The following is a 24,825-nucleotide window of genomic DNA, read 5'->3' as shown; positions in this document are numbered from 1 at the left end:
ACGATGCTCGCGGTCGGACTCGCCTGGATGATCGCCCCGCACATGCCGGGCGTCACCGACGAGTACCCCTACTACGCCCCGCTCGGAGCGCTGGTGAGCATGTACCCCACGCTGCGGGGTCGGCGAGCGGGTTGCTTCCTCGGCCGGGTACCGGTAGCGCGCGGACGCGACGACGCCGGCCACCCGAGGAGGGCGACCGGCGTCGTCGAAGGTGCGGCGTGCGGAGGTGTGCTTACGGGATCGTCCGCCGGAAGGCGAGGAACGAGACGCCCGTGAGCACCGCGGTGACGAGGAGGCCCCAGAGCGCGAGACCGAGCGCGCCGAGGTCCATGATCCCCGCGCCGACGTGCGGCCAGAGGTCGAGCCGCGTCACCAGGAACACCAGGCCCAGCAGCACCAGGGAGAGCGCGATGCCGACGATGATGAGCACCAGCTGTCCCCAGCTCTTGTAGATCGTCGCGCCGGTGAAGCCGAGCACGAAGAAGAAGAGCGCGAGGGTGAAGTAGACGACGAAGGCGCCGCCCGGACCCGCATCCCACAGCCACGGCAGGTAGAACACGTAGCCGTTGACGCCGTAGCCGTTGGTGGCCACCTCGATGCCGCCTCCGATGAGGAACAGCACGCCCATGATCGCGCTGCCGAGTATCGCGGTGAGCAGCGTGCCGAAGAAGAACTCCCTGCGGGTGATGCTCATCGCCTGCGAGAACGGGAAGGTGAGCGTCATCGCCGACATCCCGATGGCGAAGAAGTACCAGAGCGGAGCCTGACCGCCGCCGCCGTACTTCGGGGTGTCGACCGGGATCATCGCGTAGATGAGGACCGAGATCACCACCGCTGCGGCGAGGATGATCAGCGGGTACCAGACGAAGGTGCCCTTGTTGATCAGCTGCAGCCGGATGACGTTGACTGTGCGTCGCATCAGCGGGCCTCCTCTTTCGTCACGGAGTCTCTGGCGGAGTGGGTGTCGGTCTTCTGGGTGAGACGGACGATCAGCTGCTGGAGCGACACCGGTGCGAGATCGAGACCGGATGCCGTCACCTCGGCCCGCTCATCGGCGCTCAGCGTGCCGAGCACGGTAACGGACGACACTCTTCCGAGTGCCTCGCGGTGCAGCACCTCGCGGCCCTGCACCCAGGCGTCGACCTTCGCAGCGTCGCCCACGATGGTCACGGCGCGATCGCGGACGGCATCCGTGTCTTCATGCAGGAGGATCTGGCCGTTGTCGATCACGATGACCTTCTCGATGAGGTTCGAGACCTCGTCGATCAGGTGCGACGACAGGATGATCGTGCGCGGGTGCTCGGCGTAGTCCTCGACCAGGCGGTCGTAGAAGATCTGCCGGGCGACCGCGTCGAGTCCCAGGTAGGGCTCGTCGAAGAAGGTGATCTCGGCGCGCGAGGCGAGTCCGATGATCACGCCGACCGCCGAGAGCTGACCGCGGGAGAGCTTCTTGATCGTCTGCTTCATCGGCAGCTGGAACTCTTCGATGAGTTCGTCGGCGAACGCCTGGTCCCAGTGCGGGAAGAACAGGCTCGCGGCCTTGAAGGCGTGCTTCGGGTAGGCGTCGTCCGGGTATTTCTGGCTCTCCCGGACGAAGCAGATCCGGCTCAGGACGTGCGCGTTCTCGTACGGGTGCTCGCCGAACACCTTGACGGTGCCGGAGGACTCGAAGTTCTGCGCCGTGAGGATCGACATGAGTGTGGTCTTGCCGGCGCCGTTGCGACCGAGGAGGCCGTAGATCGCGCCTCCCTCGATGGCGAGCGACACGTTGTCGAGCGCTCGCTTCTCCTTGTAGCGCTTGCTGAGGTTCTGCACCTCGATGACAGCGGTCATGCGGGGGTCTTCCCTTCTGCGTCGGTGGTGAGTGCGGCGCGCTGTCGGAGCAGTGCCGCGAGGTCTTCGGCGCCGAGCCCCAGGGTGCGGGCCTCGGCGAGGAGTGGATCGATGTAGCGGTCGGCGAACAGCGCGCGGCGCTCGCCGAGAAGGACTTCCCTGGCGCCGCCGGCGACGAACATGCCGATGCCTCGGCGCTTGTAGAGCACTCCCTTGTCGGTGAGCATCGCGACTCCCTTCGCTGCGGTTGCGGGGTTGATCCGGTAGAACGCGGCGAGCTCGTTCGTCGAAGGAGCCTGTGCCTCCTCAGCGAGTGAGCCGTCGACGATCGAGTCCTCGATCTGCTCGGCGATCTGGAGGAAGAGCGGCTTGCCTTCTTCGATCACGAGTCCTCCGGTGGGTTAGTGGGTTACTTACTCGACTAAGTAACCATGGAACCTATCCGGTGTCAACCCCGGGCGTGTGCAGGCGGACGCCCGCGTACAGTGGGCTGGTGCCGGAGTTCCCCTACAGTCGCCTGCGCCGGTGGCCCGACGTCGAGGCGGACAACCTCCAGGCGTATGACGCCACCGATCGGCTGCTCGTCGAGCGGGCGCTCTCCCTCGACATCCCGGGCTCCGAGACCGTCGTGATCGGTGACGAATACGGCGCGATCACGCTGGCTCTGACGGATGCCGGGCGGCACGGCATCCGGGTGCATCAGGACCTCGCGACCGGCCGCCGTGCCCTGGAGCGCAACGCCGAGGAGCTCGGGCTCGCCGGCTTCACCGCGCACGAACTCGACGCCGAGCTGCTCTCCGGCGCTCGGCTCGTGCTGCTGCAGCTGCCGAAGTCGCTGGCGGAGCTCGAGGAGATCGCGGATGCCGTGGCCCGCTGGGCGGCATCCGATGCGGTGCTCGTCGCCGGCGGCCGCGTGAAGCACATGACGCTCGCGCAGAACGAGGTGCTCGGGCGCAGCTTCGGGCACGTGCAGCCCCAGCGTGCCGAGCGGAAGTCGCGGCTGATCGTGGCATCCGACCCGCGTCCGGTGCCCGCCGAGCCGCCGTTCCCGGTGACCGCGCAGCACGACGGACTGACCCTGGTCGCGCACGGCGGGGCGTTCGCCGGCGCCCGCCTCGACATCGGCACCCGCGTGCTGCTCGAAGTGCTCGGCCTCGGCGGTTCACAACTCCTCAAGAACGGGCTGATTCGGGTCGAAAACGGCGCGAACGGGTCGGAGAACGGTGGTTCTTCCGGAGTTGTGAACGGCGACCGCCCGAGCCGCGTGCTCGATCTCGGCTGCGGCACCGGTGCGCTCGCCGTGTCCTATGCACTCGCCCACCCCGAGGCGCAGGTCATCGCGACCGATCGGTCGGCTGCGGCAGTGGCCTCGGCCCGGGCGACGGCGGCCGCGAACGGGGTCGCCGAGCGTGTCACGGTCATGCACGGAGATGCGGCCTCGGAGATCGCGGACGCGAGCGTCGACGTCGTGCTCCTGAACCCGCCTTTCCACCTCGGAACGAGTGTGCACACGGGCGCCGCGACCCGTCTGTTCGAGGCCGCCGCGCGTGTGCTCCGACCCGGCGGAGAACTCTTCACCGTGTACAACTCATCGCTCGGTTATCGGGCCGAACTCGCCCGTCTGATCGGCCACACGGAACAGCTGTCGCGCACCCCGAAGTTCACCGTGACCCGCAGCATCCGCACCCCCGAAGAGCGCCGATCCTGACCCTGAACCGGTCTCGGACCGGAATATTGAACACCCGTGCAATTCCCCGGTCAGCCGCCGAAACTCGTGCCGTTCACCGACCCAGGATTTGCCCCTGATCGGCCATTTCGTTACGTTGGAATGCGGGCCTGACGGTCCGAAGACCAGTCCGCGGTCACGTCCTTCTTTCGATGAGCTGTGCTGCGAAGAGGCGTGGGCGTACGGTCGATGCTCTATCGCGGCGGATCCGAAATCCGCCGTCTGTGCCGCCACAGCGATCATGTCGAACGGCCTCGAGAGCCTCACCCGGGCGTAACCGAAGCAGGCTCAGCCACCCGAAGGCGAGCCGCGGGGGAAACGTGTCCGAAATCGCTCTCGAAGCGCGCAATCTATACAAGGTTTTCGGTAAGAATCCGAGCACCGCCGTCCGCCGCCTGAAGGCCGGAGAGAGTCGCACGGCCGTCGCCGATGCGGGTACCGCGGCGGTCATCGACGCCAGCTTCGCCGTGAACCGCGGTGAGATCTTCGTCATCATGGGCCTGTCCGGATCGGGCAAGTCCACCATCATCCGCATGCTCAACGGCTTGCACGACGTCACGTCGGGCACCGTCACGGTGAACGGCGACCCGATCACCGGCATCCCCGCCTCGAGGCTCCGCGAGATCCGTCGCGACCGCATCTCGATGGTCTTCCAGCACTTCGCTCTGCTGCCGCACCGCACGGTCGCCGCGAACGTCGCCTACCCGCTCGAGCTCAAGGGCACCCCGAAGGCCGAACGCCTGGCCAAGGCCGAGGAGATCCTCTCGCTGGTCGGACTCGAAGGTCAGGGCGAGAAGCTCCCCTCCGAGCTCTCCGGTGGAATGCAGCAGCGCGTCGGCATCGCCCGTGCGCTCGCCGCCGACAGCGACATCCTGCTGATGGACGAGGCGTTCAGCGCGCTTGACCCGCTCATCCGTCGCGAGATGCAGGAGCAGCTGCTCGAGCTGCAGCAGAAGCTCCAGAAGACGATCGTGTTCATCACGCACGACCTCAACGAGGCCATGTTCCTCGGCGACCGGATCGCCGTGATGCGCGACGGCCGCATCGTGCAGATCGGCACGCCCGAGGACATCCTGATGGACCCGGCCAACGACTACGTCGAGCAGTTCGTGCAGGATGTCGACCGCGCCCGCGTGCTCACCGCCGCGAACGTGATGGAGCGCCCGCGCCCCGTCGTGCCGCACACCGCCGGCCCGCGCACCGCGCTCCGCCAGATGCGCGACGCGTACATGTCGGCGACCTATGTGGTCGGCCGTGACCGGCAGCTCGTGGGCGTCGTGACCGACCGCGACGCGGTCAAGCTCGTGCGCAACGGCGCCACCACCCTCGACTCCATCATCAAGCCCGTGCCGCAGAGCGTGCGTGAGGACGAGGTGCTGATGAACCTGTTCGTGCCCGCCGTCGAGTCTCCGCTGCCGCTGGCCGTGACGGATGCCGAGGGGCGTCTGGCCGGTGTGATCCCGCGTGTGACGCTGCTCGCCGCCCTGGGCCCCGGCCCCGGTGCGACTGAGGAGATCACCCTGCCGATGATGCCGATGCCGCAGGCCGAGATCGATGCGGTGCTCGATGACGGGTGGACCGCCGACCCGGCCGATGCCCCGACCACCGAGGAGGTGCGCTGATGGATGGCTTCCGCATCCCCGTAGGGACCTGGATCGAATCCGGCGTCGACTGGATCAAGGACAACCTCGACGGTCTGCTCGACGTGATCTCGTTCGTGATGAGCTTCCTCGTCGACGGACTCACAAGCATCCTGCTCACCCCGAGCTTCGCGGTCATCATCGTGATCGCCGCGCTCATCGCCTGGATCGTGCGCTCGTGGCAGCTCGCCATCGGGACCATCGTCTCGTTCGGGCTGATCGTGGGGATGGACCTCTGGGTTCCCGCGATGCAGACCCTCGCGCTCGTGCTCGTCGCCGCGATCATCGCGGTGCTGATCGCCGTGCCGCTCGGCATCTGGTCGGCGCGCAACTCGACCGTGCGGGCCGTGCTGAAGCCGGTGCTCGACTTCATGCAGACCATGCCGGCGTTCGTGTACCTGATCCCGGCGATCGTGTTCTTCGGCATCGGCGTGGTCCCCGGACTCGTCGCCACCGTGATCTTCGCGCTGCCTCCGGGCGTGCGACTGACCGAGCTCGGCATCCGCGGCGTCGACTCCGAGACCGTCGAGGCCGGACACGCGTTCGGCGCCAAGCCCGGTCAGATCCTGCGCGGCATCCAGCTCCCGCTCGCGATGCCGACCATCATGGCCGGCGTCAACCAGGTCATCATGCTCGCTCTGTCGATGGCGGTCATCGCCGGAATGGCGGGTGCTGACGGCCTCGGGAAGATGGTGGTCGAGGCGATCTCGACGATCAACATCCCCAAGGGTGTCGAGGCCGGTCTCGGCGTCGTGCTGATCGCCGTCTTCCTCGATCGGGTCACCGCCGCACTGGGTGCCCCGGGCGAGAACCGCTCGTCGCTGCTCGGCATGATCGAGCGGCGCCGCAAGCCGCACGGCGGCGGTGGCGGAGCAGCATCCGCCCCCGCAGCCGAGGCACCCGCGACGAAGGCCGCAACGGACCCGGCGCTCGTGCACTGAGTTTTCACCCCTACGGAACAACACCCATACGGAACCGAGAGAGAGAAATCACATGAAGAAGAAGATCCTCGCGATCACCGCCCTCGGCGCCGCAGCGGCGCTCACCCTCGCCGGCTGCAGCAGCGATGGCGCCGGCGGCACGGGCGGCGGCGACAGCAACGCCGACGACAAGGGCACCATCACCCTGGGCTTCCTGCCCTCGTGGACCGACGGCCTGAGCACCGCGTACCTGCTGCAGGACCAGCTCGAGAAGATCGGCTACACGGTCGAGATGAAGACGCTCACCGAGGCGGGCCCGCTGTACACCGGTCTCGCGCAGGGCGACGTCGACATGTACCCGTCGGCCTGGCCCGAGCTCACGCACGCCGAGTACATGGAGAAGTACGGCGACGACATCGAAGACCTGGGCAAGTACTACGAGAACGCCAAGCTCACCCTCGCGGTGCCGGAGTACTCCGAGCTCACCTCGATCGAGGACCTCAAGGGCAAGGCGGCCGACTTCGACGGCAAGATCTACGGGATCGAGCCGGGTGCCGGCCTCACCGCCCAGACCCAGAAGATGATGCCCGAGTACGGACTCGACAGCGAGTACGAGCTCGTCACCTCGTCGACCGCGGCCATGCTCACCGAGCTGAAGACCGCGACCGACAAGGAGGAAGACATCGTCGTCACGCTGTGGCGTCCGTTCTGGGCCAACGACGCCTTCCCCGTGAAGGACCTCGAAGACCCCAAGGGCGCCATGGGCAAGGCCGAGGGCCTGCACTTCCTGGGCACCAAGGGCTTCGCCGAGGAGTTCCCCGAGGCCGCTGAGCTGATCGAGCAGATCAAGCTCGACGACGAGCAGTACGGTGCGCTCGAAGACCTCGTGGTCAACGAGTACGGCGAGGGCAAGGAAGCGGATGCCGTCGACGCATGGCTCGAGGAGTACGGCGACCAGTTCGACTGGGTCGCCACCAGCTGACCTGAGCCACACCGGCTCTGAGGCGCAGCATCCGCTCGGAGTCGGCACGCGATACGAAGGAGATCTCACCCTTCGAAGGCCCTGTTCGCACAGGGGCTCCTTCATCGGGTGAGATCTCCTTCGTTGTGTGCGGGGTTCCGCGCGCAACCCCCCTTTTCCGCGGATGCCGGCGGCGTAGCCTGTGGCCGTGGACGGGTTCGCGGCGGTCGACTTCGGGTTCGCGCGCGAGGTGCTGCAGCGCGGCATCGCGGCGCTGTACCTGGTCGCGTTCCTGTCGAGCCTCAACCAGTTCCGGCCGCTGCTCGGCGAGCAGGGGCTGCTCCCGGCGCCGGCCCTCCTCGAGTGGGTCGGCCAGAAGGCGGAGCGGCGGCGGATGCTGCATCCGACGCTGTTCTCGCGCATCCGCTACTCCGACCGCCGGCTGGTCGCGCTGTGCGTGGCGGGGATCGTGGTCGCGACTCTCCTCGTCATCGGCATCCCACAGTGGGGTCCGCCGTGGGTGCCGATGCTGTGCTTCCTCGCGCTGTGGCTCGGCTACATGTCGATCGTCAGTATCGGGCAGACCTTCTACTCGTTCGGGTGGGAGATGCTGCTGCTGGAGGCCGGGTTCCTCGCGGCGTTACTCGGTTCGAACGACCAGCCGCCGCCCACGGTCGTGATCGTGCTGTTCTGGTGGCTGGTGTTCCGGCTGGAGTTCGGTGCCGGGATGATCAAGATCCGCGGTGGCCGCGAATGGCGCGATCTCACGGCCCTCACGTACCACCACGAGACGCAGCCGATGCCGGGTCCGCTCAGTCGCCAGGCGCATCTGCTGCCGCGCTGGTTCCACCGTGGCGAGGTGGTGGGCAACCACTTCGCGCAGCTCGTGGTGCCGTTCTTCCTGTTCGCGCCACTGCTGTCGCTGTGGATGCCCGGCGCTGTGCCGCAGATCGTCGGCGCGGTCGCGGCATCCATCGTGATCCTGACGCAGGCCTGGCTCGTGCTGACGGGCAACTTCGCGTGGCTGAATTGGGCGACGATGGTCATCGCGGTCTCGGCGATCGGGTTGCCGGGGGTGGGGGCTCCCGAGAGCGTTCCGACGAGCGCATTGCCGTGGATCCTCTCCGGCATCCCCCTGTACTGGGTCGTGATCACCTCGGCCGTCGGGCTGCTCTACGTCGTGGTGAGCGTGCCGGCGATGCGCAACCTGTTCGCGCGGCGGCAACTCATGAACGCGAGCTTCAACCGCTGGCAACTCGCCAACGCCTACGGCGCCTTCGGCACGGTCACGAAGGAACGCATCGAGATCGTCGTCGAGGGGTCAGGCGATGAAGAGGGCGTCGAGTGGCGGGAGTACGAGTTCCGGGGCAAGCCCGGAGACGTGCGACGGATGCCGCGGCAGTTCGCTCCGTACCATCTGCGCCTCGACTGGCTGATGTGGTTCCTGCCGCTCGGGCAGTCGTTCGACGACTGGTTCACGGCGTTCCTGGTGCGTCTGCTCGAAGCGGATGCTCCGACACTCGCTCTGATCCGGGTCGATCCCTTCGACGGTGAACGGCCGCGGTGGGTCCGCGCCGTGTCCTATCGCTACCGCTTCGCGACCCGCGCCGAGAAGCGCGCCGACGGTGTGGTCTGGGTGCGGAGCCGCCGCCGCGTGGTGCTCGGTCCCTTCGGGCTGCGGTGAGGCGGTGCCACCCCTACCCGCTTCGTGCAGCATCCGTCCCGCCCCACCCAACATGAAGGAGATCTCGCGTTCTGAAGGAGCCATCCAGCGCAGGGCTCCTTCAAAGCGGGAGTTCTCCTTCAGAACACGCGGTCGCGTGTCAGGAGTCGCTCGCGCGGAGGTGGTGGATGCCAGTCTCAGCTCTCGGCGGTCACGAGAGGGTCGGGGGCCTGGCGGGAAACCGCCCCTTCGACCTCGAACCCGTTGCGGACCCAGTACTCGAACCCGCCGAGCAACTCGCGCACATCGAGGCCGGCGGCGAGCAGCACGCGCGCGGTCGCCGTGGCCCCGTTGCATCCGGGGCCCCAGCCGTAGACGACGAGCGTGCGATCGCGGGGAAGCGACTCGATCCCCGACGCGATCTCCGACTGGGGCAGATGCACCGCGCCGGCGATGTGGCCGTGCTGCCAGGACTCCAGCCGTCGCGTGTCGACCAGCAGCACCTCACCGGCGGCCACGGCATCGTGCGCGGCGACCGCGTCGATCTCATACGCCAGGCGTGCGTCGACGTACGCGAGCCGCGCGTCGAGATCGGTCATGCGCGAGGGGCAGAGCCGAGCAGGGCGGCGAGCTGCGGCAGCTGCGCAGGGTCTTCGAGCGCCGAGCCGACGGCGACGACGTGGGCGCCCGCGTCGAGGTACTCGCCCGCGTTGGCCGCGTTCATGCCGCCCGTCGTCACGAAGCGCGCCTGCGGGAACGGGCCGTTCATCGCCGTGAGCCACTGCGGACCGAGGACCGAAGCGGGGAACGCCTTGAGCCAGGTGAGTCCTGCGGCGAGGGCGGACTGCACCTCGCTCGCCGTGGCGACGCCGGGAAGGCTGATCAGCCCTGCCTCGTGGGAAGCACGCACGACGTCGAGGTCGAGACCCGGGCTGACCGTGAACGCAGCGCCGGCAGAGACCGCCTGGGCGACATGCTCGGCCGACACCACGGTGCCGGCGCCGACGACCTTGCCGCGCTCGCGTCCGGCGGCGGCGACCACGCGCAGCGCCTCGACGTCATCAGCGGTCTGGATGGGGAGTTCGACGACATCGATCCCGAGGTCCCACGCGGTGGTCGACACGGCGAGGCTCCGCTCCGCTCCCATGCCGCGGAGGATCGCCATCAGGCGCGTGCCGCCGAAGAGCTCGTCGAATCCGGAGTTGTCCATCGTCATCCCTGTTCCCGTCATCCCTGTGTGGGTCATCGTGTTCTGGCCTCGTCGAGGTAGGAGTACGCGGTCACGCGCGAGATGCCGAGCCGCTTCGCGATCGCCTCCACGGACTTGCGCATCTGCGTGGCGCCGCGCTGGTCCAGCCGCTCCAGCACGGTGATCTTGTCGTCGCGGGTCATGCTCTCGAGCGGTCGGCCGATCTCGCGGATGGCCTCGGTGATCATCGAGTCCATCACCGACACGAGGTCGGCGCCGAAGTACTCTTTCGGGGCGTCCGCGGGCTCCGATGAGGGCAGCAGTGCGTCGAGCGTCTGGCGGGCGAGCAGCAGCGGGCTGAGGTCGACGTTCACGCACAGCGACGCGATGATGTCACCCGCGCGATTGTGGAAGTAGACCGAGGAGCAGCGGAGTTCCCGCCCGTCACTCGTGTAACCGGTGTAGCCGAAGGCGTCGTGGTTCCCGCGCCGGTCCTTCAGCACGTCCAGGCCGAGCGAGGTCGACGGGCCGCCGACGGCGCGTCCGGTCACGTGCCCGTTCTCGATGGCCATGATCGTATGACCGAGGTCGACGTCGGTGCCGTCGAGGTTGTGGAGCACGACCTCGACGGTCGGTCCGGCCGCGGTGGCGAGGGCGCGCAGGACCGGCCGATAGAGGCGGAGGACCTCCTCGGCGCTCTCGTAGGTCTCCCGTGCGAGGTCGTCGGCGAGGGCCGCGACCGCGTTCTCTGCTGTCGTCGATGTCGGCATTCTGTGACTCCAATCCGGAGCAAGGATACAGGCGTACAAAAAATACGAGAGATAGACAGATTGTCTATTTCGCTGCTAGTTTATCCACGCCCCAGACGATCCGTCGAGGCCGACCGCAACGGATGCGGTCGCGCATCAACCGAGCAAGGAGCCCCGGATGGCCACTGCCGCCTCATCTGGACTGACCCCGAAGCAGCGCAAGACGATCGCCGGTGGGGCGATCGGAACGCTCATCGAGTACTACGACTACTACCTGTACGGCCTCGCCGCTGCTGTCGTGTTCCCCGCGGTGTTCTTCTCCTCGAGCGATCCGCTGATCGCCGAGCTCAACTCGTTCGCGACGTTCGCCGTCGGATTCTTCCTCCGCCCGGTCGGAGGCATCATCTGGGGGATCGTCGGTGACCGCAAGGGCCGCAAGGTGGTGCTGATGAGCACCGTCATCGGCATGGGACTCGCGACGACCGGCATCGGCCTCATCCCCTCCGACCAGGTGATCGGGATCGCCGCCCCGCTGCTGCTCGTGCTGTGCCGACTCTTCCAGGGCTTCTTCGTCGGCGGCGAGATGGGTGGCGCGGCCACGATGGTCGTCGAAGCGGCACCGACCGGCAAGCGCGGGCTCTACGGTGCGTTCCTCATCAGCGGTGCGGGCATCGCGAACGTGGTGTCGGGCGGTCTGATGGCCGGTCTCGGCCTCGCTCCCGAATCCTGGTTCCTGCAGTGGGGATGGCGCATCCCGTTCGTCTTCTCGATCGTGCTCGCGATCGCCGCCGTGCTGCTTCGTCGTCAGCTCGAAGAATCCGAGGCCTTCACCGAGACGCAGACGCTGCTCCTGGCCACGACGGGCAAGAAGCCCAACCCGCTCGTCGAGGCGTTCCGGCACCCGAAGAACGCGATCATGGGCATCCTGATCGGCCTGCCGCAATCGATCGCCGGCTATGTGGTGCTCACTTACGGTCTGGCGTACATGCTGGCCGACCGGGACATCCCGGTGTGGATCGGCTTCGCCGGCACCATGCTCGTGGGTCTGCTGCAGATCGTCGTCGCGCCGCTGTGGGGAGCGATCTCCGACCGCATCGGTCGGCGCACCGTCTACATCATCGGCTGCCTCGGCTTCGCGGCCATGGTCTACCCGGCGTTCATGCTGTTCGACACGGGGAACATGTGGCTGATCTGGCTCGGCCAGATCCTCGGATTCGTGGTGTTCGGTGTGGCCATGCAGGCCACCCTCTCGACGATGCTGGTCGAGATGTTCGACCCGGAGGCGCGCACCACCGGCGTCAACATCGGGTACCAGTTCTCCAACACCCTCGGCGGCGGTCTCGCTCCGCTCATCTGCACCGCGCTGGTCGCGGCCGCCGGAGGCGCCTTCTGGCCGGTCGTCGTCTACGCGGGTGTCATCTCGGTGGTCGGTGTCATCGCCACGCTGGTCGCGTCGATCCAGCCGGATGTCGAAGGCGCGGGTCGACTGCACGAAGTGCGATCGACCGCTTCGATCAAGACGGGAGCCTCGCGATGACGCAGATGGATGCCGAGCTCCTCACGGCGCGTGACAAGGGCCTGCCCGTGCGCGCCGCGGGTCTGACCGCGGAGCAATTCCTCGCCACGGAACCACGGCTCGACGAGTTCTGGACACCGCTGATCGTGCTCGACGACGCCGCGATGACGGCGAACGTCGCCACCATGGCGCAGTGGTGTGCGGAGCGGGGGCTCGCCCTCATGCCCCACGGCAAGACCACTATGGCGCCCGCGCTGTGGAAGCGGCAGACGGATGCCGGTGCGCTCGGCATCACGTTCGCGACCATGGGGCAGGTGCGCACCGCCCGCGATCTGGGCGTCGACTCGGTGATGCTCGCGAACGCCGCCGTCGATCGGCCCGCGCTGGCGTGGTTGGCGCAGGAGCTGGCGGATCCGGACTTCCGGTTCGTGAGCTGGGCCGACTCGATCGCGACGGTCGAGGCGATGGAGGCGGCTCTGCTCTCCACCGGCACACCGCGTCCGGTCGACGTCTGCGTCGAGCTCGGCGGCGCGGGTGGTCGCACCGGTGCGCGGTCGATCGACGAAGCGGTGCGCGTGGCTGAGCGCATCGCTGCATCCTCCGTGCTGCGCCTCGCCGGGGTGGGCGGATACGAGGGAAGTCTCGCGCACGATCGCTCCGCCGCGGCGCTCGTGGCCGTCCGCGCGTACCTGGAGTCGCAGCTCGAGCTGCACGCCGCGATCGCACCGCTCTACGACGACGGCGAGCTCTACGTGACTGCCGGTGGCAGCGCGTACTTCGACGTCGTCGCCGATGTCTGGGGCGCGGCCGCGCGAGATGACCGCACGCACTTCACCCTCCGCTCGGGCGCCTACATCGTGCACGACGACGGGTTCTATCGCAGCATCTCGCCGTTCGATGAGGGGGCCGCGCAGCCCGACGGCTCCCCGCGGTTCGTGAATGCGATGCACGGACTCGCGCGGGTCGTGTCGGCGCCGGAGCCCGGTCTGGCTCTCGTCGACGCCGGCAAGCGGGATCTGCCCTACGACGAGGGGCTGCCGATCCCCCGCTCCTCGTCCGCCGGTGTCGCCGGCCCCTGGCAGCCGCTGCACGGCGAGGTCTCGGCGATGAACGATCAGCACTCGTACGTGCGGTCGGAGCAGGCGCTCGCGATCGGCTCGGTCGTGCGTCTCGGGCTGTCGCACCCCTGCACCGCCTTCGACAAGTGGCGTGTGCTGCCGGTCGTCGAATCCGCCGATTCCGACGTGGTCACAGGCCTCGTCCGCACCTACTTCTGAGGAGAGCAGCGATGAACCGGGTAGTGCTCCGCGGCGGCTCCGTCGTCGACGCGACGGGACTCGTGCGCGCCGACGTCGCGATCGAGGAGGGGCTCGTCGCAGAAGTCGGCGACATCGAGGCCCGTCCCGGTGACGAGGTCGTCGACGCCTCCGACCGCCTGGTGCTTCCCGGTTTCATCGACGCGCACTCCCACGCCGACGGCCTGCTGAGTGACCCCGAGGTGACGCTGTCACTACTGCGCCAGGGCATCACCACCGTGATCGCCGGACAGGACGGTGTGTCGTACGCGCCGGGCAGTGGCGAGTACGCCACCGAGTACTTCGCCGCGATCAACGGGACGCACCCGACCTACCGGGGCGGGGGTGTGGACGCGTACCTGGCCTCCGTGGATGGAACGTCGCCGGTGAACGCCGGCTATCTCGTGCCGGCGGGCACTGTGCGCTTCGAGGTGTGCGGTCGCAGGGGTGGCTCAGCATCCGACGAGGAGCGCCGGCGCATGCAGGAGCTGGTCGCGCAGGGGATGGCCGACGGTGCCCTCGGCCTGTCGACCGGGCTGGACTACGCGCCCGGCATCTTCCAGGACGCCGCCGAGATCGCCGCCCTCTGCGAGCCGGTCGCGCGGGCCGGAGGCGTGTACGTGACGCACATGCGCGGAGGGTACGAGTCGAACACCGCCGCCGGCACGGGGGAGATCGCCGAGATCGCCCGTCTGGCCGCCGAGCAGGCGGGATCGCCGCTGCCCGTGCACATCTCGCACTTCCACGCCGACGCCGACATCGTGCTCGATCAGCTCGCCGCGCTGGATGCCGCCGGGGTGGATGCGACCTTCGACGCGTACCCCTATACCCGCGGGTGCACGCTGCTGGGCATGCCGCTGCTCCCGCCCGAGGTATCGGCGCTGCCCGTGGCGGAGGCGGTCGCCGTGATCTCGGACCCGTCGCGCCGCGCCGAGCTTCGCGAGCTCTGCACGCTGCGGGCTGTGCGCAGCGCCAGCCTCGGCCCGGAGTGGGCCGACATGATCACCCTCGCCCATCTCGCCGCGCCCGATCTGGCCTGGGCGCACGGGCTCACTCTTCGCGAGGCATCCGGGCGCGCGGGTGTCGCCCCGATCGACTTCGCCCTCGACGCGCTGGCTGCGTCCCGGCTGGAGTGCAGTGCTGTCATGGCGGTTCGCAGCCCTCGCTCGGGCACGGAGCTCGCCCGCATCTTCAGTCACCCCGCGCACATGGGCGGCTCCGACGGCATCTTCATCGGCGCCCACCCCCATCCGCGTGCCGCCGGCTCGTTCTCCCTCTTTCTCCGCGAATACGTGCGCGAGCGGGCGACCTGGACCTGGTCGGATGCGGTGCACCACCTGTCGACGCTGCCGGCCCGGCGTTTCGGCCTCGGACGCCGCGGCGCCGTCGAGGCGGGCGCGGTGGCCGACCTCGTGCTCGTGGACGCGGCGACGGTCGCCGACACCGCCACCTACGAGAGCCCACGCGGGCGCGGAGTGGGCATCGACGACGTGTTCGTCGCCGGCATCCGCGTTCTCGCCGACGGTGACCTGACCGGCGCCCTGCCGGGTCGGGGCCTCCGCCGCTCACCACAGACCTGAATCGTCAACGAAAGGAAAGAAAGATGCCGAAGACCGGATTCTACGCAGACGGGGCGCCCACGCCCGCCGGACCCTACAGCCACGGGGTGGTCGCGAACGGATTCCTGTACACCGCGGGTTTCGGCCCGCAGGACGCGGCGAACGACCACGCCGTTCCCGAGAGCGTCGGCGAACAGACCCGCCAGGTGCTCCGGAACATCCAGAAGGTGCTCGCCGTGCACGGGCTGACCACGGACGACGTCGTGAAGTCGACCGTGCACCTGCAGGACCTCGCCGACTTCGCCGAGTTCAACGAGGCGTACGAGGAGTTCTTCACCGCGCCGTACCCCGTGCGCACGACCGTGGGCTCGCAGCTCGCGAACATCCTCGTCGAGATCGACGTCGTCGCGGCGCTGCCTCAGGCCTGACGCCCGCGTCGTCGTCGCGGGGTGCGACCCGCGTCGCCCCACGTGACGTGAAGGAGATCTCACGCTTCACAGGAGCCTTTCCGCACACAGCTCCTTCAGAGCGTGAGATCTCCTTCACAACCCCCGACGCGCCACCCGCGAAAGCCAGGCCGGGGCGCCGTTTGACAACCAGATCCATAGCTCCTATAAGGGCTACATGTCCGATCCGCGAGCGTTTGTCCGACACATGATGACTGACTTCTCATGACCGAGACGAGCCAGTGGGGGCCGATCCAGCGCATGCCGCGGCGACGTTACGTCGCCGCGGGGCTCTGGGCGTTGGCTCAGATCACAGTTGCCTGCGGTGGCATCCTTCTCGTCTATCTCACTGCGATGCGAATGGATGGATGTGCATCTTCCTGCAGGGACGATGTCGCCAACATGGCGATCGACGGTCTGAGAGTGGCGCTCATCGTCATCCTCGTCGTACACCTCGCCCTGCTCGTCATCGCACTCGTCAAGAGGAGATCGCCGCACGTGATCGGTGGTGTGGCGATCGGTCTGAGCCTCGTGGCCATCACCGTCGCCTATGTGCTCATCGTTGCCGCGTACCCGGTTCCCGCGTGACGTGAAGGAGATCTCGCGCTTCGAAGGAGCCCTTCCGCACACAGCTCCTTCAGATCGTGAGATCTCCTTCACAACGCGCGGCTCGCGACCGCGAAACCCCCGCCGAGCGCGGCGAAACGCCCCGGCCGGGTCGAGTGACCCGGTCGGAGCGTCCCGTCTCGCTGGGCGAAGATCAGCTGACCTTCTTCCGGTAGGCGATGATCGCGAACACGTAGGCGACCACGAGGATGCCGACGCACCAGGCGAGGGCGACCCAGATGTCGTCGCCGACGGGCTGTTCGGCGAACAGCGCCTGGATGGTGTTGACGATCGAGGTGACGGGCTGATTCTCAGCGAACCACTGCACCGGTCCCGGCATCGTCTCGGTCGGCACGAAAGCCGAGCTGATGAACGGCAGGAAGATCAGCGGGTACGAGAACGCGGTCGCCCCGTCGATCGTCTTCGCGCTGAGCCCCGCGATGATCGCGAGCCACGTGAGGGCCAGTGTGAACAGCAGCAGGATGCCGATGACTCCGAGCCAGGCGAGCGGGCTCGCCCCGGTGCGGAAGCCCATCAGGAATCCGACGCCGAAGATGATCGCCAGGGTGATGGCATTCGCCGTCAGTGACGTGAGCACATGGGCCCACAGCACGCTCGATCGGGCGATCGGCATCGAGTGGAACCGCTCGAAGATTCCGCTCTGCAGGTCGTTGAAGAGTCGGAACGCCGTGTACGCGATGCCGGATGCGACCGCGATCAGCAGGATGCCGGGGAGCAGGTAGTTCACGTAGTTCTCGGCACCGGTGCTCTGCTGCAGAGCGCCGCCGAAGACGTACACGAACAGGAGCATCAGTGCGATCGGGGTGACCGCCGTGGTGATGATCGTGTCGGGGCTGCGGAAGATGTGCCGCATGGAGCGGCCGGTGAGTGTCGCCGTATCGGCGGCGAAGTGCGTGCTCATGCTGCGTTCTCCTTTCCGGGGGCCTGGGGGCCGATGAGGGTGAGGAAGATCTCCTCGAGGGTGGGCTGCTTCTCGACGTACTCGACCTTGGCGGCCGGCAGCAGGCGCTTGAGGCCGGCGAGAGTGTCGTTGGCGATGATGCGGCCCTCGTGCAGGATCGCGATGCGGTCGGCCAACTGCTCCGCCTCGTCGAGGTACTGCGTGGTGAGCAGCACCGTGGTGCCGGTGTTCGCGAGTTCCTTGACCACGTCCCACACCTCGATGCGGGCTTCGGGGTCGAGGCCGGTGGTCGGCTCGTCGAGGTAGATGACCTCGGGGTGGCCGACCAGGCTCATCGCGATGTCGAGCCGGCGACGCATGCCGCCGGAGTAGGTGCCGGCCTTGCGGGCTCCGGCATCCGTCAGGCGGAACTTCGCCAGCAGGTCGTCGGCGATGTTCCCGGCGTCGGGCAGGTGCCGCAGCTTCGCGACCAGCACCAGGTTCTCGCGTCCGGTGAGGATCTCGTCGACCGCGGCGAACTGCCCGGTGAGGCTGATCACTTCGCGGACGCCGACCGGGTTCGCGGCGACATCGATGCCCTGCACGGTCGCCGTGCCGGCATCCGCCTTCAGCAGGGTGGAGAGGATGCGCACCACCGTGGTCTTGCCGGCGCCGTTCGAGCCGAGGAGGGCGAAGATGCTGCCCTTCTCGACCTCGAAGTCGACGCCGCGCAGCACGTGCAGATCTTTGTAGGACTTCTCGATGCCGCGCACCGAGATGGCTGCATTCGTCATGACTCCTCCTTCTTCTTCGCGTCGTCGAACGCCTTGATGAGGCGGGCGCGCTCCTTGTCGATCCACTGCCGTCCGCCGTACGCGGCGGCGTAGTTCTCGGCGAACTCGACCGGGTCGTCGCCGACGATGGCGCTGACGGGGGTGCCGTCGAGTGCGGCGCGCTCCCACAGGTCGGCGATGTCGAGGAACATCTTCACGATGGTGTCGCCGTCGGTGACTCCGCCGTAGTACATGTTGTAACGCTGCTGCGCCTTCGCGACCTCGCGGTACGGTTCGGGGAGGGCGTTGATGCGGGCCTGCGCCTGCTTGTAGAGCTTCTTCTCTTCGAGGGATCCGGTGATCGCTTCGATCCACTTGGCAGCCATGGTCAGTTCTCCTTGTTGTCGGTGTTGCGCTTTTCCAGCTGTTCGATGTGCGTCTTGAGGAAGCTCCAGGTGGTCCAGAACTCCTCGAGCTCCTGCCGGCCCTGGGCGTTCAGGGTGTACACCTTGCGGGGCGGACCCTTCTCGCTCGGGACCTTCTCGACGTCGACGAGGTTCTTCTGCTCGATGCGCACGAGGAGTGCGTAGATCGTGCCCTCGGCGATGTCGGTGAATCCGTGGTCGCGGATGCGTGTGGTGATCTCGTACCCGTATGCCGGCTGCTCGGCGAGGAGAGCCAGAACGATGCCCTCCAGAGTGCCCTTGAGCATCTCGGTCATCTGCTTGCCCATCAGGTCCTCCTTTCGTTTCGGTTGGTACTCAGTGTTGCTGGGTACCGGTACAAAGTAACACTGAGTACCGGTACTTAGCAACACCGAATACCGAACTTTTTCGGAAGAGAATCCCGAGGGGTTTCCGGGCGCGCGGGAACGACCGCCGACGGACCGGCGGCGAAGAGCGCCTGCTGCTACGGGAACATGCGGCGGAGCAGTGACAGATCCTCGTCGCTCAGCGCCTGCGTGATCACGGCCGCCGTCTCCGGGGGCATGTCCTTCTCCAGGCGCTGCCACAGGAACCGCGCGGCACCCAGGTCTGCGGTGGCGACGGCGGTCGAGAACGCCGCCACACCGTCGTAGTACGGGATGGTCGACGACCCGGGTTCGGCGTTGTACGGCGAGTAGATGTCGACGAACGGAAGCGTCGGATCCGGGCGCAGGTAGAGGACGTCCCCGGGTGCGATCGGCTCAAAGCCGCGCACATGGTTGAAGCTGCCGACGGTGACGTAGTCGACGCAGAAGCGCTCGCCGATCGCGATGAGGCTGTCGCCGGCCTCTACCTCGTACGAGAAGATCTCTCCGTCGGCATCGAGGGTGACCGGGCCGCTCGCCAGTTCCGACTCACCCATGTCGACGAGTTCGCCCAGGAGCTTGGCATGCATCGTTTCGCCGTCGGTGCTCCCGATGTTGATGAACGCGTTGGTGGTGCAGTCGCCGGGACCACCGGCGGGAACGCTGATGCCGTCGCCGAGAGAGACGAGGTTCTCCCGGGCCGGATCCTCGGCGATCACGGCGCGACTCGTGGGGGCCGTGGAGGGCTCGGCGGCGGCGAAGCGCTCCGACGCCCAGGAGGCGACACCGAACACTGCGGGGGCGGCGCTGACCACGGCAGGGGCCGCGGCGGCGACCAGGCCGGCGACGGCCACGACGACGACGGCGGTGGTGATCTTGGTGGAGCGTTTCATCCCCGTCAGCATGGCATCGAAGCGCGCCTGAGCGCCAGAGCGGATGCCGTCAGGTGCGGAGGTACGCGAGCACGGCTAGCACGCGCCGGTGTCCGCTGTCGCTGGACGCGAGCCCGAGCTTGCCGAAGATGTTGCCGATGTGCTTGCTCACCGCGGTCTCGGTCACGAAGAGTCGCCCGGCGATGGTGCCGTTGTCGAGCCCCTCGGCCATGAGCCCGAGTACCTCGCGCTCGCGTGGGGTGAGCGTCTGCACCGGATCGTCGGCGCGACGGCGGCTCATCAGCTGCGAGATCACCTCGGGGTCCATCACCGTGCCCCCGGCAGCCACGCGGTTCAGAGCGTCGATGAACGAGGCGACCTTGCCCACGCGCTCCTTGAGCAGGTAGCCGAGGCCGTCGGCTCCGGCCGCGAGGAGTTCACCGGCGTAGCGGTCCTCGACGTAGGCCGACAGCACCAGCACGGGGAAGCCGGGTCGGCGCGCACGAGCCTCGGCGGCGGCCTTCAACCCCTCGCTCGTGAAGGTGGGCGGCATCCGCACGTCGACCACCGCGGCATCCGCCTCGTCGAGTCGCTCCAGGAACCCTTCGGCGTTGTCGACCGCGGCCACCACGTGGAAGCCCTCGCTGCGCAGTAGCAGTGCCAGGCCCTCGCGAAGGAGGGTGTCGTCTTCGGCGATCACGATCCGCATGGCAGCTCCGCTCTCAGGATGGTGGGACCGCCGACGGGGCTCGACAGCTCCAGCGTGCCCTCGAAAGCCTCGATGCGACGACGGATGCCGGCGATGCCGCCGCCCGGACGCTCCACGGCTCCGCCCCCACCGTCGTCCTCGACCGTGATGAGCAACGCCTCGTCTTCGCGGGCGACCTCGACGGATGCCCGCGTCGCCGCGCTGTACTTGCTGACGTTGGTGAGCGCCTCGGCCACGACGAAGTAGCTGGCCGACTCGACGGCCGCCGGCACACGTCCGACGTCGGACGCCTCGATCGTGCAGGGCACGACGCTGCGCCCGGCGAGTGACGCGAGGGCGCCTTCCAATCCGAGCTCGTCGAGGATCGGCGGGTAGATGTCGTGCACCGTACGGCGGAGTCCGGCGAGCGCATCGGTCGCGGCATCCTGCGCTCGCCGCAGCGGTTCGAGCACGTCGCCCCCGGTCTCCTGCGCCCGCTCGGCGATCCCGAGCATCATCACGACGTTCACCAGGCGGTTCTGGGCCCCGTCGTGCAGGTCGCGCTCGATGCGGCGCAGCTCGGCGGCATGCGCGTCGAGGGCGGCGGCCCGGCTGAGCGTGAGGGCGTTGACCCGGGCGGCGAGGCGCGACTTCTCGGGAGTCGCGAGCAGCTTCGCGGAGACGAACGACACCAGCCGCGCGACGGCCGGGATCAGGAAGACCGCGAGGAGTGCATACGCCAGAGCGACGAGCGGCATCGTCGCCGCGAGCTCCCACGACGTGACCGGATACACGGAGCTGACGGGGTCGTCGGCGGGCGCGAACTGCCAGTAGTAGGTGATGGCGAGCGAGTTGACCGCCGCGACCGGGAGCGAGATCGTCAGCAGCGAGAGGAACAGCACGGGGATCCCCTGCACCGCCAGCCACAGCAGGTCGCGGCCGGTGGCGCGCGAGAACGCGAAGCGCAGACGATCGTCGATCGTCGAGGCGGGCGGCAGCACGTGGCCGATCGGTGGCAGCTCCTCGCCCCGGTAGGCGCCGACGCGGCGGCGGTTCACATCCGTCCACCCGTGCAGTCCCCGGACCGCCTCGGGCATCAGGAGCACGCCGCCGGTGATGATCATGAGGGGGAGCAGCGCGAGTCCGATGCTGAGGAACACCACGGAGGCGATCGAGACGCCGGCCTCGACGGCCAGGTATCCCCAGGCGCGCAGCCAGCGTCGCATCCGTCCGTCCTTCACTCTCACAGTCTGCCGGAGCGGCCTGCCGCGCACGGTATAGCCAGCACCACCATCGATGCGGCAGCGGGCGGGATGGGATGCCGGATCGGCCGTCCCTAGCGTCGAATCATGACCTCCACACCACTCGCCCCCGCCGTCGATGCGGGCCCCGCCGAAGCGCTGCGCCTGCAGTCCGTCGTGAAGACCTACGGTTCCGGCGCCAGCCGCGTCACCGCCCTCCGCGGCGTGAACCTCGCCATCGCGAAGGGCACCTTCACCGCGATCATGGGCCCCTCCGGCTCGGGCAAGAGCACGCTGCTGCACAGTGCCGCGGGACTCGACCGGCCCAGCAGCGGCACCGTCCACCTCGGGGGAACCGAGATCTCGAGCCTGAAGGCGCGTCAGCTCACCGCCTTCCGGCGCGACCACGTGGGCTTCGTGTTCCAGGCGTACAACCTGCTGCCGGCCCTGAACGTCGAAGACAACATCACCCTCCCGCTGCGGCTCGGCGGTCGGAGTCTCGAGGCGCGGTGGCTCGATTTCCTGCTCGACGCGGTGGGACTCGCGGAGTTCCGTCACCGCCGCCCCTCCGAGCTCTCCGGTGGCCAGCAGCAGCGGGTGGCGATCGCGCGCGCCCTCATCACCCGACCGCACGTGGTGTTCGGCGACGAGCCCACGGGCGCGCTCGACTCCCGGTCGGGCAAGCAGGTGCTCGACCTGCTCGCGCACACGGCGCGGGAACTGAACCAGACCGTCGTGGTGGTGACGCATGACCCCGTGGTGGCATCGCACGCCGATCGCGTGATCTTCCTCGCTGACGGCGCCTTCGCGGGCTACCTCGACGGCGCCGACCCTGCGCAGATCAACGACCGCATGAGCGCATTGGGGGAATGGTGATGTCGGCTCCGCTGGGTTTGGGCCGGCTCGTCCGGGCGGATCTTCGCCACCACCGCCGGAGCTTCGTCGGAGTCGCGGTCGCCGTGTTCGTCGCGAGCGCGCTGGTGACGGGTCTCGGCGTGCTCGTCGAATCCGGCATGCGCGGCGGGCTCGCCCCCGAACGCTATGCCGCCGTCGACGTCGTCGTGGGGGCGCCGCAGCAGGTGGATGTGCCGGAGGACCTCCCCGTTCCGTTGCGGGAGCGCGCGTCGCTGCCCGCCGACGCGGCGCGTGACATCGCCGCGCTGCCGGGGGTCGACCGCGTCGTGGCCGACGTGACCGTTCCGCTCGTGCTGCAGGGAGTGGGTACGGATGTGGATGCTGGTGCCGCCGCCGCCGCCGCAGCCGCCGTCGTCGAGGCGCACCCGTGGGAGGCCACGGCGCTGACCGGTTTCGAGCTGCGCGAGGGGCGGGAGCCTGCGGCGGCCGATGAGGTCGTCGTCACCGCCGGCAGCGGCCGGGCCGTGGGTGACACGGTCGTCCTGGCCCACGGCGGCGTCCCCTCGGAGTACCGCGTCGTCGGGGAGGTCGCAGCTCCGGCGGCACCCGAGCGGAGCGCGCACGTGTTCCTCACGGAGCAGCGCATCGGCCAACTCGACCCGCACGACGGTGCCGCGCAGGCGCTGGGTGTGTTCGTCGCCGGGAACGACCCCGAGCAGACGGCCATCGCGATCCGCGAGGCCTTTCCCGGCCTCGTCGCCCGCACGGGAGACGCCCGCGGGGACGTCGAGTTCCTCGACTCGGGGGCGGCGCGTTCGATGCTCGTCGCCATCGGCAGCGCCTTCGTCGGCACGTGCATCCTCGTGGCGATGTTCATCGTGGCGGGCACGCTGTCGCTGTCGGTGCAGTCGCGCCGCCGTGACTACGCGCTGCTGCGCGCGGTGGGCGCGAGCCCGTCGCATGTGCATTCGCTCGTGGCCCGCGAGGTGCTGTGGGTATCGGCCGTCGCCGCGCTGTTGGGCATCGCGCCCGGATACCTGCTGTCGACCGTGCTGCAGTCGGCGTTCGTCACGGGAGGCGTCATCCCCGGCGACTTCGCCCTCGCCTTCAGCCCGCTTCCCGCGGTCGGCGCGGTGCTGCTCGTGCTCGCGTCCGCCTGGGGTGCCGCGCGCATCGCGGCCTCGAGGGTTGCGAAGCTCGACCCGGTCGAGGCGCTGCGCGAGTCGGCGACCGGTGCACCGGCGATCGGTCTGCCGCGCATCATCATCGGCATCGTGCTGGCTGCCGCCGGCATCTCGGTGTCGACGGTGCCGCTCGTCCTGCGCGGACAGATCGCTGCGGGTGCCGCGGCCGGCGCGGCGATGCTCCTCATCATCGCGCTTGCCGTGCTCGGGCCGTGGCTCGTGTCGCTGAGCGTGCGTCTGATCGGCAGCGTGCTGCGGCGGCTGTCGTCCGCGGGCTTCCTGGCTTCGGCGAATGCGACGGCGAACAGTCGGCGTCTGGCCTCGGCCATCCTCCCGATCGCGCTCGGCATCGGCCTGGGACTCGTGCAGATCGGAGCTCCGTCGATCATCGCCGCCGAGGCCGCGACGCAGGCCACCGCCGGAGTCATCGCCGACCTGCGGGTGACGGCGCCGAACGGGCTCTCCCCGGAGGCCGTGGAGGCGATCCGCGAGACCCCGGGTGTGACCGAGGCCTCGGGCGTCGCGCTCAGCGCCGCAGTGGTCGACTCCTACGATTTCGAAGGGAAGCTCCAACGCGAGGAGCACGTGCTCCAGGGCATCGATCCGCAGCGAACGGCGCAGAGTCTCGACCTGCGCGTGCGCGAGGGGTCGCTCACCGACCTCGACGGCGCCACGACGGTGGCCGTGAGCACGGATGCGGCGCAGAGCCTCGGGCTCGACATCGGCAGCACGGTCACCGGCCACCTCGGCGACGGTTCGCCGTGGGAGGCCAAGGTCGTCGCGGTGTACGAGCGCGGTCTCGGATTCGGCGACCTCACCATGGCCGCGGATGACGTGAGGGCGCACACCACGGCCGGTCTCGATGCGTTCGCGCTCGCGACGGTCGATGCGGGGGCGGCCGACGAGGTGCGCGCCGCCCTGACCGAGCGCGGTTTCGTCGTGAGCGACGGCTCCGGCCAGGAGGCGGCGGGTGCGGGTGCGCAGTCGCAGCAGGGCTGGGTGAACCTCATCGCGCTGCTCGTGATCCTCGGCTACATCGCGATCGCCGTGATCAACACGCTCGTGATGGCGACCGGGGAGCGCTCGCGGGAGTTCGCCCTGATGCAGCTGATCGGCTCGTCCCGCCGGCAGGTGCGCTCGATGATGCGGATCGAAGCCGTGCTGGTGGCCGTGATCGGCATGGTGTTCGGCGTCGTGGTCGCGATCCCTCCGCTCATCGGAGTGAGCATGGGCATCTCGGGTCAGCCGATTCCCGCGCTGCCCGCGCTCGGGTCACTGACCATCATCGGTGCGATGGGAGCTCTCGCGCTCGTGGCGCTGTGGGCGGGAACCACCGCCGCCATGCGCACCCGTCCGATCGACGAGATCGGGTCGCGGCAGTAGCGCGGCGCGAGAGGACGCAGACGGCGGGGAGTATG

25 protein-coding genes and 1 pseudogene are annotated in these 24,825 nt (G+C 68.6%); 13 read left to right on the top strand and 13 right to left on the bottom strand.

All coding sequences use genetic code 11. The features are described 5' to 3' along the window. Positions 1 to 120, top strand: a pseudogene (locus BQ2383_RS19140) (FUSC family protein); the annotation flags it as partial. Between the two features lie 112 nt (positions 121 to 232). Here BQ2383_RS19140 and BQ2383_RS00800 read toward each other — a convergent pair. From BQ2383_RS00800 to BQ2383_RS00790, 3 genes are read right to left on the bottom strand one after another with little or no spacing between them, the layout of a single operon-like run. Then, positions 233 to 919 carry a hypothetical protein gene (locus BQ2383_RS00800; RefSeq protein WP_091027707.1) on the bottom strand — a complete coding sequence of 229 codons (687 nt, stop codon included), beginning with the start codon at positions 917 to 919 and terminating at the stop codon, positions 233 to 235. Further along, positions 919 to 1,833 (bottom strand): ABC transporter ATP-binding protein, encoded by a 915-nt coding sequence (locus BQ2383_RS00795; protein WP_091027702.1) that lies wholly within the window; start codon positions 1,831 to 1,833, stop codon positions 919 to 921. Before BQ2383_RS00795 ends, BQ2383_RS00800 begins: the two co-directional genes overlap by 1 nt. Then, complete coding sequence (locus BQ2383_RS00790; RefSeq protein WP_091027698.1) at positions 1,830 to 2,219, bottom strand: GntR family transcriptional regulator; 390 nt, start codon at positions 2,217 to 2,219, stop codon at positions 1,830 to 1,832. Before BQ2383_RS00790 ends, BQ2383_RS00795 begins: the two co-directional genes overlap by 4 nt. Before the next feature lie 107 nt (positions 2,220 to 2,326). Here BQ2383_RS00790 and BQ2383_RS00785 point away from each other — a divergent pair, with 107 nt between their 5' ends. The 5 genes from BQ2383_RS00785 to BQ2383_RS00765 all read left to right on the top strand — a co-directional run bounded on the left by BQ2383_RS00785 (position 2,327) and on the right by BQ2383_RS00765 (position 8,764). Then, positions 2,327 to 3,541, top strand: a complete 1,215-nt coding sequence (locus BQ2383_RS00785) for a class I SAM-dependent methyltransferase (RefSeq protein WP_208617595.1) — start codon at positions 2,327 to 2,329, stop codon at positions 3,539 to 3,541. 338 nt (positions 3,542 to 3,879) lie between these two features. After that, on the top strand, positions 3,880 to 5,181 hold the full coding sequence (locus tag BQ2383_RS00780; RefSeq protein ID WP_091027694.1) for a quaternary amine ABC transporter ATP-binding protein: 1,302 nt from the start codon (positions 3,880 to 3,882) through the stop codon (positions 5,179 to 5,181). Further along, the gene (locus BQ2383_RS00775) at positions 5,181 to 6,140 is read left to right on the top strand and encodes an ABC transporter permease (protein ID WP_091027691.1); all 960 of its coding nucleotides are present in this window, start codon (positions 5,181 to 5,183) and stop codon (positions 6,138 to 6,140) included. The genes BQ2383_RS00780 and BQ2383_RS00775 overlap by 1 nt, the downstream gene beginning before the upstream one ends. Positions 6,141 to 6,192: 52 nt before the next feature. After that, positions 6,193 to 7,101 carry a glycine betaine ABC transporter substrate-binding protein gene (locus tag BQ2383_RS00770; protein ID WP_091027687.1) on the top strand — a complete coding sequence of 303 codons (909 nt, stop codon included), beginning with the start codon at positions 6,193 to 6,195 and terminating at the stop codon, positions 7,099 to 7,101. 187 nt (positions 7,102 to 7,288) lie between these two features. Beyond that, a complete protein-coding gene (locus BQ2383_RS00765; protein ID WP_091027740.1) occupies positions 7,289 to 8,764 on the top strand; it encodes a lipase maturation factor family protein in 1,476 nt (491 codons plus the stop codon). 176 nt (positions 8,765 to 8,940) lie between these two features. Here the strand turns inward: BQ2383_RS00765 and BQ2383_RS00760 are convergent, their stop codons facing one another. From BQ2383_RS00760 to BQ2383_RS00750, 3 genes are read right to left on the bottom strand one after another with little or no spacing between them, the layout of a single operon-like run. After that, positions 8,941 to 9,342, bottom strand: coding sequence for a rhodanese-like domain-containing protein (locus BQ2383_RS00760; protein ID WP_091027683.1), 402 nt, complete (start codon positions 9,340 to 9,342; stop codon positions 8,941 to 8,943). After that, a complete protein-coding gene (locus tag BQ2383_RS00755) occupies positions 9,339 to 9,989 on the bottom strand; it encodes a bifunctional 4-hydroxy-2-oxoglutarate aldolase/2-dehydro-3-deoxy-phosphogluconate aldolase (protein ID WP_244175840.1) in 651 nt (216 codons plus the stop codon). Before BQ2383_RS00755 ends, BQ2383_RS00760 begins: the two co-directional genes overlap by 4 nt. Next, positions 9,986 to 10,702 (bottom strand): helix-turn-helix transcriptional regulator, encoded by a 717-nt coding sequence (locus BQ2383_RS00750; RefSeq protein WP_091027679.1) that lies wholly within the window; start codon positions 10,700 to 10,702, stop codon positions 9,986 to 9,988. Before BQ2383_RS00750 ends, BQ2383_RS00755 begins: the two co-directional genes overlap by 4 nt. A 157-nt stretch (positions 10,703 to 10,859) precedes the next feature. On the opposite strand from BQ2383_RS00750, the gene BQ2383_RS00745 reads away from it, so the two are divergent. From BQ2383_RS00745 to BQ2383_RS00725, 5 genes are all read left to right on the top strand, one after another. Then, positions 10,860 to 12,218 (top strand): MFS transporter, encoded by a 1,359-nt coding sequence (locus tag BQ2383_RS00745; protein WP_091027677.1) that lies wholly within the window; start codon positions 10,860 to 10,862, stop codon positions 12,216 to 12,218. Then, positions 12,215 to 13,474: an alanine racemase gene (locus tag BQ2383_RS00740; RefSeq protein WP_244175838.1), complete on the top strand. Its 1,260-nt coding sequence runs from the start codon at positions 12,215 to 12,217 to the stop codon at positions 13,472 to 13,474. Before BQ2383_RS00745 ends, BQ2383_RS00740 begins: the two co-directional genes overlap by 4 nt. Before the next feature lie 11 nt (positions 13,475 to 13,485). After that, complete coding sequence (locus tag BQ2383_RS00735) at positions 13,486 to 15,072, top strand: N-acyl-D-amino-acid deacylase family protein (protein ID WP_091027673.1); 1,587 nt, start codon at positions 13,486 to 13,488, stop codon at positions 15,070 to 15,072. A gap of 23 nt (positions 15,073 to 15,095) precedes the next feature. After that, entirely contained in the window at positions 15,096 to 15,479 is a 384-nt protein-coding gene (locus tag BQ2383_RS00730) for a RidA family protein (protein ID WP_091027668.1), read from the top strand. Positions 15,480 to 15,899: 420 nt separating this feature from the next. Then, the gene (locus BQ2383_RS00725) at positions 15,900 to 16,085 is read left to right on the top strand and encodes a hypothetical protein (protein WP_091027664.1); all 186 of its coding nucleotides are present in this window, start codon (positions 15,900 to 15,902) and stop codon (positions 16,083 to 16,085) included. A 172-nt stretch (positions 16,086 to 16,257) separates the two neighbouring features. Here BQ2383_RS00725 and BQ2383_RS00720 read toward each other — a convergent pair whose 3' ends face one another. The 7 genes from BQ2383_RS00720 to BQ2383_RS00690 form a co-directional block, all read right to left on the bottom strand. Continuing rightward, a complete protein-coding gene (locus tag BQ2383_RS00720; RefSeq protein ID WP_091027659.1) occupies positions 16,258 to 17,025 on the bottom strand; it encodes an ABC transporter permease in 768 nt (255 codons plus the stop codon). After that, a complete protein-coding gene (locus BQ2383_RS00715; protein ID WP_029263197.1) occupies positions 17,022 to 17,798 on the bottom strand; it encodes an ABC transporter ATP-binding protein in 777 nt (258 codons plus the stop codon). Before BQ2383_RS00715 ends, BQ2383_RS00720 begins: the two co-directional genes overlap by 4 nt. Continuing rightward, entirely contained in the window at positions 17,795 to 18,163 is a 369-nt protein-coding gene (locus tag BQ2383_RS00710) for a DUF1048 domain-containing protein (RefSeq protein ID WP_029263196.1), read from the bottom strand. Before BQ2383_RS00710 ends, BQ2383_RS00715 begins: the two co-directional genes overlap by 4 nt. A gap of 2 nt (positions 18,164 to 18,165) precedes the next feature. Then, complete coding sequence (locus tag BQ2383_RS00705; RefSeq protein ID WP_091027655.1) at positions 18,166 to 18,510, bottom strand: PadR family transcriptional regulator; 345 nt, start codon at positions 18,508 to 18,510, stop codon at positions 18,166 to 18,168. A 176-nt stretch (positions 18,511 to 18,686) separates the two neighbouring features. Then, complete coding sequence (locus BQ2383_RS00700; protein ID WP_140403276.1) at positions 18,687 to 19,460, bottom strand: hypothetical protein; 774 nt, start codon at positions 19,458 to 19,460, stop codon at positions 18,687 to 18,689. 49 nt (positions 19,461 to 19,509) lie between these two features. Next, positions 19,510 to 20,148 carry a response regulator gene (locus BQ2383_RS00695; RefSeq protein ID WP_091027646.1) on the bottom strand — a complete coding sequence of 213 codons (639 nt, stop codon included), beginning with the start codon at positions 20,146 to 20,148 and terminating at the stop codon, positions 19,510 to 19,512. Beyond that, positions 20,136 to 21,353 (bottom strand): sensor histidine kinase, encoded by a 1,218-nt coding sequence (locus BQ2383_RS00690; protein ID WP_091027642.1) that lies wholly within the window; start codon positions 21,351 to 21,353, stop codon positions 20,136 to 20,138. Before BQ2383_RS00690 ends, BQ2383_RS00695 begins: the two co-directional genes overlap by 13 nt. 123 nt (positions 21,354 to 21,476) lie before the next feature. Here BQ2383_RS00690 and BQ2383_RS00685 point away from each other — a divergent pair, with 123 nt between their 5' ends. Further along, positions 21,477 to 22,244 carry an ABC transporter ATP-binding protein gene (locus tag BQ2383_RS00685; protein WP_091027639.1) on the top strand — a complete coding sequence of 256 codons (768 nt, stop codon included), beginning with the start codon at positions 21,477 to 21,479 and terminating at the stop codon, positions 22,242 to 22,244. Beyond that, a complete protein-coding gene (locus tag BQ2383_RS00680) occupies positions 22,244 to 24,790 on the top strand; it encodes an ABC transporter permease (protein WP_140403275.1) in 2,547 nt (848 codons plus the stop codon). Before BQ2383_RS00685 ends, BQ2383_RS00680 begins: the two co-directional genes overlap by 1 nt. Positions 24,791 to 24,825: the final 35 nt, after the last annotated feature.

This window comes from Microbacterium oxydans, assembly GCF_900095745.1.
Lineage (GTDB): Bacteria > Actinomycetota > Actinomycetes > Actinomycetales > Microbacteriaceae > Microbacterium > Microbacterium oxydans_B.
The sequence above is the reverse complement of the archived record's forward strand: the minus strand, read 5'-3'. Positions and strand labels throughout refer to the sequence as shown.

Bases quoted from the DNA above. Each gene is read 5' to 3' on its own strand.
- BQ2383_RS00800 (WP_091027707.1), bottom strand. From the start codon at position 919: ATGCGACGCACAGTCAACGTCATCCGGCTGCAGCTGATCAACAAGGGC.
- BQ2383_RS00795 (WP_091027702.1), bottom strand. From the start codon at position 1,833: ATGACCGCTGTCATCGAGGTGCAGAACCTCAGCAAGCGCTACAAGGAG.
- BQ2383_RS00775 (WP_091027691.1), top strand. From the start codon at position 5,181: ATGGATGGCTTCCGCATCCCCGTAGGGACCTGGATCGAATCCGGCGTC.
- BQ2383_RS00770 (WP_091027687.1), top strand. From the start codon at position 6,193: ATGAAGAAGAAGATCCTCGCGATCACCGCCCTCGGCGCCGCAGCGGCG.
- BQ2383_RS00760 (WP_091027683.1), bottom strand. From the start codon at position 9,342: ATGACCGATCTCGACGCGCGGCTCGCGTACGTCGACGCACGCCTGGCG.
- BQ2383_RS00755 (WP_244175840.1), bottom strand. From the start codon at position 9,989: ATGACCCACACAGGGATGACGGGAACAGGGATGACGATGGACAACTCC.
- BQ2383_RS00750 (WP_091027679.1), bottom strand. From the start codon at position 10,702: ATGCCGACATCGACGACAGCAGAGAACGCGGTCGCGGCCCTCGCCGAC.
- BQ2383_RS00745 (WP_091027677.1), top strand. From the start codon at position 10,860: ATGGCCACTGCCGCCTCATCTGGACTGACCCCGAAGCAGCGCAAGACG.
- BQ2383_RS00740 (WP_244175838.1), top strand. From the start codon at position 12,215: ATGACGCAGATGGATGCCGAGCTCCTCACGGCGCGTGACAAGGGCCTG.
- BQ2383_RS00735 (WP_091027673.1), top strand. From the start codon at position 13,486: ATGAACCGGGTAGTGCTCCGCGGCGGCTCCGTCGTCGACGCGACGGGA.
- BQ2383_RS00730 (WP_091027668.1), top strand. From the start codon at position 15,096: ATGCCGAAGACCGGATTCTACGCAGACGGGGCGCCCACGCCCGCCGGA.
- BQ2383_RS00725 (WP_091027664.1), top strand. From the start codon at position 15,900: ATGGCGATCGACGGTCTGAGAGTGGCGCTCATCGTCATCCTCGTCGTA.
- BQ2383_RS00720 (WP_091027659.1), bottom strand. From the start codon at position 17,025: ATGAGCACGCACTTCGCCGCCGATACGGCGACACTCACCGGCCGCTCC.
- BQ2383_RS00715 (WP_029263197.1), bottom strand. From the start codon at position 17,798: ATGACGAATGCAGCCATCTCGGTGCGCGGCATCGAGAAGTCCTACAAA.
- BQ2383_RS00710 (WP_029263196.1), bottom strand. From the start codon at position 18,163: ATGGCTGCCAAGTGGATCGAAGCGATCACCGGATCCCTCGAAGAGAAG.
- BQ2383_RS00705 (WP_091027655.1), bottom strand. From the start codon at position 18,510: ATGGGCAAGCAGATGACCGAGATGCTCAAGGGCACTCTGGAGGGCATC.
- BQ2383_RS00700 (WP_140403276.1), bottom strand. From the start codon at position 19,460: ATGAAACGCTCCACCAAGATCACCACCGCCGTCGTCGTCGTGGCCGTC.
- BQ2383_RS00695 (WP_091027646.1), bottom strand. From the start codon at position 20,148: ATGCGGATCGTGATCGCCGAAGACGACACCCTCCTTCGCGAGGGCCTG.
- BQ2383_RS00690 (WP_091027642.1), bottom strand. From the start codon at position 21,353: ATGCGACGCTGGCTGCGCGCCTGGGGATACCTGGCCGTCGAGGCCGGC.
- BQ2383_RS00685 (WP_091027639.1), top strand. From the start codon at position 21,477: ATGACCTCCACACCACTCGCCCCCGCCGTCGATGCGGGCCCCGCCGAA.
- BQ2383_RS00680 (WP_140403275.1), top strand. From the start codon at position 22,244: ATGTCGGCTCCGCTGGGTTTGGGCCGGCTCGTCCGGGCGGATCTTCGC.